Source organism: Arthrobacter sp. FW306-05-C (assembly GCF_021801725.1).
Classification (GTDB): Bacteria; Actinomycetota; Actinomycetes; order Actinomycetales; family Micrococcaceae; genus Arthrobacter.
This window is the reverse complement of sequence record NZ_CP084556.1, coordinates 4061087-4074242: the sequence shown is the minus strand read 5'-3', so window position 1 is coordinate 4074242 and position 13156 is coordinate 4061087. Positions and strand designations below refer to the sequence as shown.

Annotated in this window: 9 protein-coding genes; 2 read left to right on the top strand and 7 right to left on the bottom strand. The window is 65.5% G+C overall.

Features of this window, described 5'->3' with window-relative positions:
- Positions 1 to 129: 129 nt before the first annotated feature.
- Together LFT44_RS18925 and LFT44_RS18920 are read right to left on the bottom strand one after the other, a co-directional pair.
- Positions 130 to 360, bottom strand: coding sequence for a hypothetical protein (locus LFT44_RS18925; RefSeq protein ID WP_236800019.1), 231 nt, complete (start codon positions 358 to 360; stop codon positions 130 to 132).
- Between the two features lie 91 nt (positions 361 to 451).
- Positions 452 to 1330 (bottom strand): HIRAN domain-containing protein, encoded by an 879-nt coding sequence (locus LFT44_RS18920; RefSeq protein ID WP_236800017.1) that lies wholly within the window; start codon positions 1328 to 1330, stop codon positions 452 to 454.
- A gap of 680 nt (positions 1331 to 2010) precedes the next feature.
- On the opposite strand from LFT44_RS18920, the gene LFT44_RS18915 reads away from it, so the two are divergent.
- On the top strand, positions 2011 to 2454 hold the full coding sequence (locus LFT44_RS18915; protein WP_236800015.1) for a hypothetical protein: 444 nt from the start codon (positions 2011 to 2013) through the stop codon (positions 2452 to 2454).
- 224 nt (positions 2455 to 2678) lie between these two features.
- The gene (gene metH, locus LFT44_RS18910) at positions 2679 to 6323 is read left to right on the top strand and encodes a methionine synthase (RefSeq protein ID WP_236800013.1); all 3645 of its coding nucleotides are present in this window, start codon (positions 2679 to 2681) and stop codon (positions 6321 to 6323) included.
- Between the two features lie 9 nt (positions 6324 to 6332).
- On the opposite strand, the gene LFT44_RS18905 is transcribed toward metH, so the two are convergent.
- The 5 genes from LFT44_RS18905 to LFT44_RS18885 form a co-directional block, all read right to left on the bottom strand.
- The gene (locus tag LFT44_RS18905; protein WP_236800010.1) at positions 6333 to 6767 is read right to left on the bottom strand and encodes a hypothetical protein; all 435 of its coding nucleotides are present in this window, start codon (positions 6765 to 6767) and stop codon (positions 6333 to 6335) included.
- 221 nt (positions 6768 to 6988) lie between these two features.
- Positions 6989 to 9853 carry an ATP-binding cassette domain-containing protein gene (locus tag LFT44_RS18900; RefSeq protein WP_236800008.1) on the bottom strand — a complete coding sequence of 955 codons (2865 nt, stop codon included), beginning with the start codon at positions 9851 to 9853 and terminating at the stop codon, positions 6989 to 6991.
- Positions 9850 to 10413 (bottom strand): hypothetical protein, encoded by a 564-nt coding sequence (locus LFT44_RS18895; RefSeq protein WP_236800005.1) that lies wholly within the window; start codon positions 10411 to 10413, stop codon positions 9850 to 9852. Before LFT44_RS18895 ends, LFT44_RS18900 begins: the two co-directional genes overlap by 4 nt.
- 148 nt (positions 10414 to 10561) lie before the next feature.
- Positions 10562 to 12136: an APC family permease gene (locus LFT44_RS18890; protein WP_236802956.1), complete on the bottom strand. Its 1575-nt coding sequence runs from the start codon at positions 12134 to 12136 to the stop codon at positions 10562 to 10564.
- Positions 12137 to 12178: 42 nt separating this feature from the next.
- The gene (locus LFT44_RS18885; RefSeq protein WP_236800003.1) at positions 12179 to 13147 is read right to left on the bottom strand and encodes an IS481 family transposase; all 969 of its coding nucleotides are present in this window, start codon (positions 13145 to 13147) and stop codon (positions 12179 to 12181) included.
- Between the last annotated feature and the right edge of the window lie 9 nt (positions 13148 to 13156).

Genomic DNA, 13156 nt, shown 5'->3' with positions numbered 1-13156 from the left:
GCCCGAAGCGTCAAGAGTCTTTTCTGTAGCGAAGAGGCAGCGGTCCTCCGTGCGCCGTTGTGCGGTTCGAAAGTGGCGGTGAATCTCCGTCGAGGTGAGCCAACGTGACTGCACCGGGACGCTCGATGCCTATTTCGGGATAAATCCGGAGACAGGTAGTTCCTGTTCGAGCGCGGTCGCTATCTTCCGTGAGCGAATGTTGCCCATAATTCCCAAGGCAAGGCAGCCGATAAAAAGCACCGGCCCAAGTAGCGGGATGGCAGCAAGGATAGCGCCCATGATGACACCAATAATAATCATTGCTACGCCCGCGATCCGATGAATTAGCGGACTGTATCGCCTGTCCTTGTCTGTAAGCACCACTTTTCCCTTAGGTGGCTGGCGGTCCGATTTCCTGAAAGGGGGCACCGTCCGAAAGCTGCTTTCGCCCGCTGATGGTGTGGTGATGGTCCTAGGGCTGCGGGGCCTGGGGGCATCTCCGGTGTAGGCGGGCGGGACTGTATAAGCGGCGGTTTCCGGCGTCAGCGGGGGGGAAGGAGGGCATCGTACTGAGCCACGCGTCATTCAACTCGGTGGCCCTGGCACCCTGAATGACCAGCTCGGCTGCAAGCCCCGAGCCTTTGATCCTGGCCCAGATCCCCAGCTCCTTCCCTGCATCTGCTGCGTGAGAAATCGATGGCAGATAGTGGTTGGAGGTGGTTGCTGTCAGCTGCCCCACCCGTTCACCGTCAAGACGGACCTCAACGAGGTTCTTCTCGGTGCCGTTCTTTAGGGTCTGCACGAGCTTGTGCATCGTTAGAATGACAAGCCCTTCGCCGTTCTGAGGCAGGTAGTTGAACAGATGGGCGAAATGCTGGTCTTCGCCCGTCACTTGAAGGGCGCCACTCCAAGGAAGAACTGCCAAGTTGGCCGGGAAATGGTTGTTGAGCGGAAGGATCTCGTGGGCCTCGGGCAGGTAAATACGAACATTTGAGAAAAATCTCGCCTGCCGCTCAGCTTCCCATGACTCCCGCACCACAGCCCAGATCCGCGCCGTGGTTGTGGCTATCATGCCGCTTGCAGCGATGCGGTGGATTAAAGGGCGATAAACGGCAGCAGAGTCACGGTCCAGGTAACCGACGACCTGTCCGTTGACCCGCACCGAGATAGCGTTCGCGTCGTGGGGATTATCCGGTTCCGGCACGAGAAACGCTTCGAAGACGTCCTCGATCTCTTCGTCGAGCCTTGGGCGGCGCCCCAGAGCTGAGAGGATCTGTTTCTCGCGATACGACTCGCCAACAATTTCAAAGTTGTGCCAGTTGTCTTTGCCCGGCAGATAGTACTTTTTCACTTTGCCCCCATGTCATTCTTGTGCACCTAACATAATGCACCCAAGATTTCCGCAGTTCTCTGTGGTTTTGCAGTCACTGGCAGCGCCGGCATGACGTTTATTTCGTGTATACGACGCCAGGACACCTTCGAGCAGCAAGACCCGGTCTGAGAATAACTGATTGAAATGGAGCCTCGATCCGGAATGGACACAAAAACGCTACTGTTCTTCTTGGAACTTTCTGACCAGGCACGACGGAGCCAGTAAATTTCGGCGGCACATTAGCCCTCAATTAGGACATAACCCTGACGCTTGCTCTCTTGCAATGAGTACCGAAGCTCGCGCTGTACCTGCTCTTGGAGGTCGGTTGGAACCTTGCAACCCGATCCATTGCCAGAGCCGTAGCCCTGAGGCTGGGACGGACGGCAACGAAGTTCCGGCGGTACACCGCGCTGAACGTTGACGCAGAGCTCGTGCTCGTGACCGGAGCGGCAGCGGAAAATTGCTCGCACGCTTTGTTCCTGCTTCATCAGTATGTCCCCTTCTTTGATGGCAGCACTATGCTTCCGTTTAGGACGCTACCTGCGGGGTCTGACAATGGCGTGGACTCTCGCGTTAAGGATCGGCTTCATATCTGAGGATCGCGGTGACTCTGCGGATACCTTCGGTTTATGCGTATGCGCAAACTTTGGACGAAAGCCGTGAAGGGATTCCTTGAGGCGGTGGATGATCGCAAAACGTCGTGGGTCTACGTGGTACCAGTAGTAATAATCGCCTCCATCTTCGCTGGGGTGCTTCAGGGCCAGGACGGGGACTCCAAGCTCCAGGCAGCACTCTTGCTCGGGCTCGCCGCCATAGCCTTGGTGACCTGCTGGATATGGGCAGCAAGGCTGTCGAAGCTGCCTCTAACCCTTGTTGACTACGTGAAGGGAACTACTACGTCGAGGGTGATGTTGTGGTTTTGGGTCGTCTTCGGAATATCATCCGTCGGGGCGGAGGCTATAGGCATCGGCTCCAAGAGCTTTATGCCTCTATGGGAATCATCCATTCTGGCTTTTGGCGGAGTTGGCTCGATTCTGCTAACTGCTGGGCCCGCATACAAGGAGTACCGTGAGGCCCAGGCAGTCGCGCAAAATGTTCAATGAATCCCCAGACACATACACCTGACGGGCCCGAACTGCAGGGTTCAGTGCTGTCTAAGTCCGTTGCGGAGGGCCCGTAGGGAGGCTCGCTCCGCGTCAGCTTTACATAAGATCAATTGTCGAATTTCAGGTAGTTCCTTCGTCCGGCACCGGGAACGTCCGCCACTCCCACCGTAGTATCCAGACACACAGCGCAACGCAGGCGGCCCCGCCCGTAACCTGTTTAAATGCCTCGTTTCGCACTGGACATCGAATCCGTCCTCCGCCCCGCCCGCGCCCAGGCACTCCTGGACGCCGTGAACCACCGGGTGGTCATTGCCGACGGCGCCATGGGCACCATGCTGCAGGGCCGCGACTTGCAGCTGGACACAGACTTCCAGAACCTCGAGGGCTGTAACGAGATCCTCAACGACACCCGCCCGGACGTCATCGCGGACATCCACGACGCCTACTTCGCCACGGGGATCGATGCCGTGGAAACCAACACCTTCGGCGCCAACTGGTCCAACCTCTCGGACTACGGCATCGACGACCGGATCGAGGAACTGGCACAAAAGGGCGCCAGGATCGCCCGCGAACGCGCCGAAGCGGCGGAACAAACCGACGGCCGGATGCGCTGGGTTCTCGGCTCCATGGGCCCCGGCACCAAGCTCCCCAGCCTTGGCCACACCAGCTACGACTGGCTCAAGCAGACGTTCGCCCTTCAGGCAGAAGGCCTCATCGACGGCGGCGCGGACGCCTTCCTCATCGAAACCAGCCAGGACCTCCTGCAGACCAAGGCTGCGGTCAACGGCTGCAAGCAGGCCATCGTCTCCAAGGGCATCCGCCTCCCCATCTTCGTCGAAGTTACCGTCGAAACCACCGGAACCATGCTCATGGGCTCCGAAATCGGCGCCGCCCTCACCGCCCTGGAGCCGCTCGGCGTCGACGCCATCGGCCTCAACTGCGCCACCGGCCCGGACGAGATGAGCGAACACCTCCGCCACCTCGCCAAGCAGTCCTCCGTCGCCATCGCCTGCATGCCCAACGCCGGCCTGCCCATCCTCGGCGCCAACGGCGCGCACTACCCGCTCACCCCCACCGAACTCGCCACCGCGCACGAACAGTTCGTGCGCGAATTCGGCCTGGGCCTGGTGGGCGGCTGCTGCGGTACGACGCCGGAGCACATGGCCGCCGTCGTCGAACGTCTCGCGCCCTTCCGCACCAAAGCCGTGGCCACCGAGGACAAAACAGCACCGGCCAGAATCCCCGAAGAGCGCGAAGCCGGCGTCGCCTCCCTGTACCAGCACGTGAACTTCGACCAGGAGTCCGCGTACCTGGCCATCGGTGAGCGCACCAACGCCAACGGTTCCAAAGCCTTCCGCCAAGCCATGCTCGAGGAACGCTGGGATGACTGCGTGGACATCGCCCGCGAACAGATCCGCGTCGGCGCGCACCTGCTGGACGTCTGCGTGGACTACGTGGGCCGCGACGGCGTGGCGGACGTCAAGGAAATCGTCTCCCGCTTCGCCTCCGCCTCCACCCTCCCGCTGGTCATCGACTCCACCGAACCCCCGGTCCTGAAGGCCGGGCTGGAACTCATCGGCGGCCGCCCCGTGGTCAACTCCGTCAACTATGAGGACGGCGACGGCCCCAACAGCCGCTTCGCCCGTATCATGCCGCTCGTGAAGGAACACGGCACCGCCGTCATCGCCCTGACCATCAACGAAGAGGGCCAGGCCCGCACCACCGAGGGCAAGGTGGCCATCGCCTCCCGCCTTATCGACTCGCTGGTGGGGGAATGGGGCATGCGCGTCGAGGACATCATTGTCGACTGCCTCACCTTCCCCGTCGCCACCGGCCAGGAGGAAACCCGCCGCGACGGCATCGAAACCATCGAGGCCATCCGCCAGATCACCGCTAAATACCCCGGCATCAACACCACGCTCGGCGTCTCCAACGTCTCCTTCGGCCTGAACCCGGCAGCGCGCGTCGTCCTGAACTCCGTGTTCCTCCACGAGGCCGTCCAGGCCGGCCTCACCAGCGGCATCATCGACGCCGCCAAGATCGTCCCGCTTGCGTCCCTCCCCGAGGAGCAGCGCAAGGTGGCCCTGGACCTGGTGTGGGACCGCCGCGAATACGACGCCGACGGCAACACCACCTACGACCCCCTGGCCATCATGCTCGACATGTTCGCCGGCGTCGACACCGCAGCCCTCAAGGACCAGCGCGCCGCCGAACTCGCCGCACTGCCCACCGGAGCGCGGCTGGAACGGCGCATCATCGACGGCGAGGGCAAGGGCCTCGAGGAGGACCTGGACCTGGCGCGCAGCGAGGGCATGACCCCGCTGGGTATCATCAACGACCACCTGCTCGAGGGCATGAAGGTGGTGGGCGAACGCTTCGGCGCCGGCGAGATGCAGCTGCCGTTCGTGCTCCAGTCGGCCGAGGTCATGAAGAACGCCGTGGCCCTGCTGGAACCGCACATGGAGAAGTCGGACTCCTCCGGCAAGGGCACCATGGTGATCGCCACCGTCCGCGGCGACGTGCACGACATCGGCAAGAACCTGGTGGACATCATCCTCACCAACAACGGCTACAAGGTCATCAACATCGGCATCAAGCAGGGCATCGCCGAGATCATCGCCGCCGCGGAGGAGCACAACGCCGACGTGATCGGCATGTCCGGGCTGCTGGTGAAGTCTACCGTGGTGATGAAGGAAAACCTTGCCGAGCTCCAGTCCCGCGGCCTGGCCAAGAAGTGGCCGGTGATCCTCGGCGGCGCAGCCCTCACCCGCGCCTACGTGGAGCAGGACCTGGCCGAGCAGTTCGACGGCGTGGTCCGCTACGCCAAGGACGCCTTCGAGGGCCTGTCCCTGATGGAACCGCTGGTGCGCGTGGCCCGCGGCGAATCACCGGACGACGTCGGCCTGCCGCCGTTGAAGAAGCGCATCCACAAGGGCGGGGCGAAGTTCACCATCACCGAGCCCGAAGCCATGCCCGGCCGCTCCGACGTCGCCAGCGACAACCCCGTGCCCGTGCCGCCATTCTGGGGCACCCGCATTGTCCGCGGAGTTTCACTCCACGACTACTCCGCGTTCCTCGACGAGCGCGCCACCTTCATGGGCCAGTGGGGCCTCAAACCCGGCCGCGGCGAGGACGGCGCCTCCTACGAGGAACTCGTGGAACGCGAAGGCCGGCCGCGCCTGCGCTACTGGCTGGACCGCATCCTGGCCGAGGGCATGCTGGACGCCTCCGTCGCGTACGGCTACTTCCCCGTGGTCTCCGAAGGGGAACAGGTGGTGGTGCTGCACCACGGTGAGGATCCCGACGGCGTCCTGGGGCAGGCCGGCCTGCTCGCCCCGGACGGTGGTTCAGGCGGTCCGATCGGCACCGACCGCCTGCGGTTCAACTTTCCGCGCCAGCGCCGCGACCGGCACCTGTGCCTGGCCGACTTCGTGAAGTCCCGAGAGTCCGGCCAGATCGACGTGCTGCCCATGCAGCTGGTCACCGCCGGCTCGAAGATTGAAGAGTTCACCTCCAAGATGTTCGCCGCCAACCAGTACCGCGACTACTACGAGCTCAACGGCCTGGTCATGCAGCTCACCGAGGCGCTCGCCGAGTTCTGGCACGCCCGCATCCGCAAGGAGCTGGGCTTCGGGGCCGAGGAGCCGAAGGACACGGCAGGGTACTTCAAGCTGGACTACCGCGGTGCACGGTTCTCACTGGGCTACCCCGCGTGCCCGGACATGGAGGATCGCCGCAAGGTGACGGAGCTGCTGAAGCCCGAGCGCATGGGCGTGGTCCTCAGCGACGAGCTCATGCTGCACCCCGAACAGTCCACCGACGCGTTCGTGTTCCACCACCCGGAGGCCAAGTACTTCAAGGTGTGAGCTGGCGTCTCAGTGGTTTCCGAACCGCTCCCGGGCAGTTCGAGCGGACGTGCCGAGGGCGGCGCCGATAACCTCCCACGAGTCTCCCTTCGCGCGGGCGGCGCTGACGGCGGCCTGCAGCTCAGCCGCGGCTTTCGCGGCAGCCGTATGGGCAGCAGAGATCCTTCGGAAGTCGGCGGCCTCCCTGTCCACGTGCGGGACCGGATTCAGGCGAACGAGTGTTCCATCCACTCGCAGCGGAGCGGCTAAGTGCTCGACGTGCAGTACGTAACCTTCCTCGGGTGCGCGCTGGATGTAGAGGGTGAGGACAGCCTTTCCCTCTCCGTCATTAAAGTCGACTTTTCCGTAGCTCTCGCTGGGGCCAACAGGCCACGGGCGCGGCTTTAAGCGCCATCCAGCTTCGTGATGCGTCGGCTCGTAGGCTGGTGCTTCGCGAGGGGGCATGATGGCCGATCTCCTTCAGATTGTCTTTCAATGCGCCCCGGCGCGTAGGGGCGCAGCAAGGCCTCTGTAAGCAGCGAGGCCTCTGTAAACGGTACGGCCGCGGTCCAGCGGGCACCCGGGTGGCAGGTACCCGAATCCCGCGACGGCACTTACGTGCGGTGGGCGCCGTGTCAGCTTGTTGATGGACTACCCCGCGTGCCCGGATATGGGGGACCGCCGCCTCAAGGTGTGAGCTGGCGCCGAGCCCGGGAAGAGTGGCCCCGTACGGAGGAAGAGGGGTGGGCGGCCTTCGCGTCGGAGCCTGCAGTCCCCGCCGACACCGGCTTTACCCGCCGCAGCGAGGCAAGCACCGCCCGGCCCACCACCGCGATGCCGATCACCGTGGTGACGGCGCGCAGGGTGTCCCAGCCCGCCGTCGACGTCAACAGCGAGTACAGCAGGAAGCTGCTGAGGTTGGTGCCCAGCGGCGCTCCCGGAACGTAGGAGATGCCGGTGCCCGCACCCACGGCGAAGGGCCAGAACCACAGGTTCAACAGCAGCCCAAACACGTAGGACGCCACCACGCCGTACGCCGCCAGCATCCACAGCTCGGCCCGGCCGCGAACCCGCTTGGGGAGCAGACCGGCCCCGGCGCCCACCCAGGCACAGGCGAAAATCTGAAACGGCGTCCACGGGCCGATGCCGCCCCATAGCGCGCTGGAAACGGCAATCGTGGCGGCACCGAGCAGCAGCCCGAACCGCGCACCGAACGCACGGCCGGCCAGCATCAACAGGATGAACACCGCCTCCACGCCGCCGACGCCGGTGCTCGCCACCCGCACGGCGGAACCGACGGCAGCCAGCACGCCGAGCAGCGCCACCGTATGTGCCGAGCGCACCGATCCGTCCAGCGAAAGCACGACGGCGACCGCGGCCACGGGTGCAATTGCCAGGGCGATGTAGGGGGTTGCGGCGGCAGCGTCCTGCGGGAGTGCCGCGGCAAGCAGCGGCCAGCAGAATGCCGCGAGGGCGAGAACGTTGGCGGCGGCGAGGACAGCAAGCTCGGCGCCGCGCGGCATCCGGAAGCGGTGGGGCTTCTGGGCAGTTTCAATGACAGCCTGCGACTGGACAGCCGCTGGTGCTGGACGGGCAACGGCAGGCCGGGGCGGCGCGGGAATGAATGCTTCCTGGACGCGTTCCAGTTCCGGTGACGGGGCCACACCATCCCGCATCGGCAGAATCCGGGCACCCAGGCTGGAGGCGAAGTCGAGGTCGTGCGTGGCAATCAGGACCGCCGTGCCATCCTCCGCCGCGGTGCGCAGCGCCTCCGCCACCGCCGTCCGCGCCGCGGGATCGAGCCCGCGGGTGGGCTCGTCGATCAGGAGGACCGCAGGGTTGTCCATGGTCTGCAGCGTGATGGCCAGGATCCTGCGTTCGCCGGCGGAAAGGTCCCGGGGATGCTCATGGCCAAGAGGCATTCCCGTCGCTCCGCGCAGCCGGGCAAGACGCGCAGCAGCAAACCCGGGTGCAGGCTGTACACCGTTCTTTCCACGCGCCAGCCGCCGTTCCGCCGCACGCAGCTCGCCCGCAACCGTGTCACGGGTGAAGAGGTCGTCAGAGGCGTCCGGCACCAGGGCGGCCCGCCCGCCGTCGACCGTTCCCACACTGGTCATTCCCGGCACGCTTCCATTCAGGGCTAGCGCCACCAGCAGGGACGACTTCCCGGCCCCGTTCGGCCCCACCAGCGCAACGATCTCGCCGCGGTGCAGGGCCACGGAGGCATCGCGGACCATCGGCGTGCCCTTCCGCTGCACTTCAAGGTGGGTTGCCGCCAGCACGGGGACGTGGCTGTTGACAGTAACCGCCACCGGCCGGGAATCGGCGGGAGCGGACGGGGTGGGCGCGGTGCCCGGGACCAGCGCGCTGTCCTTTATAGTCCACCAGGAGTCAGCCACCGGCACCAGCGCCGCGGCGCGGTGCTCGGCGACGATGACGCACACGCCGTCATTGGCCAGGGCACGAAGCACGGCAATGACGCGGGCGCGGGCCGTGGAGTCGAGATCGGCCAGGGGTTCGTCCACCAGGAGAAGCCTGGGGTGGTCCACGACGGCGGCGGCGATGGCCACCAGGGTTGCCTCACCGGCCGAGAGGGTGCTGACGTCCCGGTTCAGTAGTGCCGAGGCTCCAATGCGTTCCGCCACTTCCAGCACCCGGGCCTCCGCAGCAAGGGGCGGCACTCCGCGCGGCTCAAGCGCCAGGGCGATCTCGTCCCGGACGCGGCTGGTCGCGAACGCAGCGCGGGGATTCTGCAGAACCACCCCGACCAAACGGGCTGTGTCCCGGGGCGGAGTGTCGGCGCGATCCAGTCCGCCCACCCGCACGGTGCCGGAGATCTCCCCGCCGTCGAGGTGTGAGAGGAGGCCAGCCAAGCCGCGCAGAATGGTGGACTTGCCGGAGCCCGTGGGCCCGATCATCACCGACACCGTGCCTGGCTGCGGTTCGAAGCGGCCAACGTGGAGCTGAGTCTCACTAATGCGGAAACCGGCGTCGCGCACCTGAAGGGGAGCGCCGCCGTCGTCGTCCGTCCCGAGAGTGTTCCGGCTGCCGAAGCCGCGCAGCTCCAGGGCCGCGGCAACCCGGCCCGCGTGCTCCAGGGTCCGCTCGAGGATCGGCACCAGGGCGCGCGGTCCGAACTTTTCGCCCCGGAGCCGGAAGGCCAGGCGGACCGAGTCGACGGCGTCGGAAAGGGCGGGTAGCGCAGCCCACGCGACAACCAGCATCCGGGCAACGCCCTGCAGGGGGCCGCCCCGGGCCAGGCGAACGAAGCCGCGGGACACGTCCACCCAGGCATTGAGCAGGCCGAACCCCAGGATGGTGAGTGCGATCGGCAGGGCGGACAGCACCGCCTGCCAGAGCCCGGGCCCGGTGACCGGACCCAGAAGCACTACGTGGGCGTACGGCGCCGGCAGCCGCAGCGGCGGGAGATTGAGCAGGACCGGGCTGCCGGTGCCGGCTCCATTGAAGAGGACGCGGTAGACGACCCGCGCCGCGATGAACACAGCAGCGAGAACCGCCGCTGCGCGCAACGGCGCGGGCCGGAAGGTCATGCCGCGGGAGCTGCCGGTTCGTTGTCCACGGTGTAGAGCAGTTCAAGGCTCTCGCCGGGGCTGAGCTTCAGGCTGTCCAGGCCTTCCTGCGCGTAAGCCCACGTGCCGGCGGCGGGTTTCACCCAGAGGGCCCAGTAAGAGACTGTGTTTTTGTCATCGCACGCTTCGCGGGTGGTGCCGCCCTTGTGCTTGATGTCGAAGTCCGCAGCGGGCACGCCGTTGACGCGGCACGCGAAGCTCGTGGGGTACTTGGCGGTGCCCTCGATCTTCACGTCGGCTTTGCTCAGCACGTCCGAGGCCACGGTGGGCCCGTCCACGGACACGCAGGCGGAGGTGTCGGCGGCGGACTGCTTTAGGGCGCCGGAATCGACGATGACCTTCACACCCGCGCAGGGGCCGGCAGAGGTTGAAGCGGCGCTCGACGAAGCCGCTGCGGAAGAGGCAGGGGCCGAGGAGCTTGGCTGGGTGGAGGCCGGCGTGGAGCAGGCGGCGAGGGTAAGCAGGAGGCCGGCAGCGGCCAGGGAGCCCGCGGACGCGGTGCGAATTTTAGTCAATGTCACCTGTCAAGGGTAGGGCGTTGGCGCTCCGGAACGGATGGCCGTTCCGTTGTGTGACGCTGGGCCTCAACATGCCGCCCCGGCCAACGCAAAAAGGCCGACGTCGGCACTCGAGTGAGTGCCGACGTCGGCCCCTATAGGTGAAGCGTTGCTAGCCTTCGGTTGCCAGGACGGCGTTGGCGGGTACTGCCTCCTCCGGTGCGTCATACCGCGGGTCATTGGACGCCGGGTGGGCAGCGACTGCGGCGGCGTGCTCGGCGAGCACCCCGGTCTGGTGGCGGATCTTCAGGCGGTAGAGCAGGGTGCCGCCGATCACCACGGCGCCCACGAACATCACCCCGCCCCACTGCAGGTACCACTCGAATGGCGGCACCGAGTTGTAGATCTCCGGGCGCGGCCACACGAGGTTGATGGTCATGGCGGCGCCCCACAGGACGGCGACGATGTTCACGGGAAGACCCCACTTGCCCATGGAGAACCCGGGCTCGGAACCGTCCGCGATCAGGGGCCACTTCTTCAGCAGCCGCTTGCGCAGCAGCGGGACCGTGACCAGCAGGTAGGACAGGTAGATCAGCACGATGCTGATGCTGGACAGGATGGTGAAGATGGCCGGCTGCATCACGTTGACCAGCAGCGGGATGACGGCCATGACGCCGATGACGATCGCGGCGACCGTGGGGGTCCGGCGGACCGGGTCCACCTTGCTCAGCTGCCGGCTGAAAGGCAGGTTGTTATCGCGGGCCATGGCGAACATCATGCGGATGGCGGCGGCGTGGACCGCCAGGGTGCAGACCACCACAGCCACCACGATGCAGGCCAGGAAGGCCTTGCCGAACGGGCCGCCCAGGACGGAGAGCACAATGTGCTGCAGGCCGCCGTCCGGGGAACCGATCTGCGGGTCCGTGAGGTCCGGTGCGGCCAGGATGCCGAACAGCAGGATTCCACCGCCCAGCAGGAACGACGCCGTGACGGCGCGCAGGATGGCCTTGGGAGCGGTCTTCTTGGGGTCCTTCGTCTCCTCGCCCAGTGAGCTGGCGGTATCGAAGCCGTACATGACGTAGCCGGAGGCCATGGCGCCGATCAGGAAGACGCCGAAGAAGCCCAGGTCCTTCCCTTCGCCGAAACCGGCCGTATCAAAGAAAACCTCCGGGCCGCGGACCACGTGCCAGCCCAGTGCCAGGATCAGGAGGACGGCGGCGATGAGCTCCACGAAGACGCCGATGCTGTTGATCCGGGTCATGAGCTTCACGCCGAAGGCGTTGATGAGGGTGGAGATGGTGATCATGATGGTGGCCAGCACCACGCCGTTCATGGCGAAGTCGTACGGGCCGGTGCCATCACCGACGAACTGGAAGCCTGACCAGAGCTGCGGCAGGGTGATCTGCAGGGCCAGGGCCACGGAGCCCAGAGCCATGATCGAGGACAGCAGCAGCAGCCAGCCGGCGAGCCAGGACGAGGTTCCGGACGCGAGCCGCTTGGCCCAGTTGTAGACGGAACCGGCCACCGGGTAACGGCCTGCCAGTTCGGCGAAACACAGGGCCACCATCAGCTGGCCAACGAACACGATGGGCCAGGACCAGGCGTACGCCGGGCCGGCCATGGAAAAACCGAAGTAGAACAGCTGGAAAACACCGGTGAGGATGGAGATGTAGCTGACACCCGCGGCGAAGCTGGCAAACTTGCCGATGCTCCGATCCAGCGTCTGGGTGTAGCCGAATTCGTCCATGCCGCTTGAATCAATACTCTTGCTGGGTTCCAATATGGACTCCTAGTTGTATTGACCTGAGAGGTTGGTGACGCGGCTGGCCGGTGGCTGACCGTTGAGTGAGGTGTGGCCTCGATGATGATTGTAATGATGGAGCCAGTCGGCGAAAGCGGCAACACGCTCGGCCTCGGAGGCGTAGGGACGGGCGTAGGCCCATTCGTCGAGCATGGTGCGGTTGTAGCGCTCGACTTTGCCGTTTGTCTGAGGCCTGTAGGGGCGGGTGCGTTTGTGCTTGATGTCCGGGCCCAGAGCGTCTTTGAATGCGTAGGAGCGGTAGCAGGATCCGTTATCGGTCAGGACCCGTTTGACAGTGATCCCGTGGGACTCGAAGTAGGCATTGGCGCGTTCCCAGAATCCGGCCGCAGTGTCCTTTTTCTCATCGGTCAGGATCTCCGTGTAGGCGAGCCTGGAGTGATCATCGACGGCGTTGTGCAAGAAGGCGTGACCCGGTCTCCGGTTCGCCGCGGTACCGGTCTTGTTCCGGTTTCCGGCGGCCCTGCCGACACTGCGGTGTCCGCCGCCGTCAGGGATCCGTCCAAGTTTCTTGATGTCGACGTGGACCAGGTCCCCGGGGCTGTGGTGCTCGTACCGGCGAATCACCCGGCCCGTGGCCCGGTCCATCCACGCCAGCCTCGCCAGCCCAAACCGGGACAGCACCCGGTGCACCGTGGAGGGGTGAATGCCCAGCAGATAGCCGATCCGTGCCGGGCCCCAGCGCCGGTTGACTCTGATCGCGACGATCCGCCGCTCCCGCCGCGTGGAGGTCCGACGCGGGGAGTTGATGGGCCGGCTGGAACGATCACCCGTCCCGTGCTCCCCGTGCTCCCGGTAACGGGCCGCCCACCGCGCTGCGGTCGTCACCGACACCTGGAACCGCTCAGCAGCACGGCGCAGCGGCCACCCGTCATCGACGATGCACCGGGCCAGCCGGAGCCGTCCCTTCGGCGTCAGAAGCGCGTTAGCATGGGACATTGAAGACCT

What these genes read in the sequence shown, in the direction of transcription:
- metH (WP_236800013.1), top strand. Translation starts at nt 2,679, where the DNA reads ATGCCTCGTTTCGCACTGGACATCGAATCCGTCCTCCGCCCCGCCCGC.
- LFT44_RS18905 (WP_236800010.1), bottom strand. Translation starts at nt 6,767, where the DNA reads ATGCCCCCTCGCGAAGCACCAGCCTACGAGCCGACGCATCACGAAGCT.
- LFT44_RS18900 (WP_236800008.1), bottom strand. Translation starts at nt 9,853, where the DNA reads ATGACCTTCCGGCCCGCGCCGTTGCGCGCAGCGGCGGTTCTCGCTGCT.
- LFT44_RS18890 (WP_236802956.1), bottom strand. Translation starts at nt 12,136, where the DNA reads ATGGACGAATTCGGCTACACCCAGACGCTGGATCGGAGCATCGGCAAG.
- LFT44_RS18885 (WP_236800003.1), bottom strand. Translation starts at nt 13,147, where the DNA reads ATGTCCCATGCTAACGCGCTTCTGACGCCGAAGGGACGGCTCCGGCTG.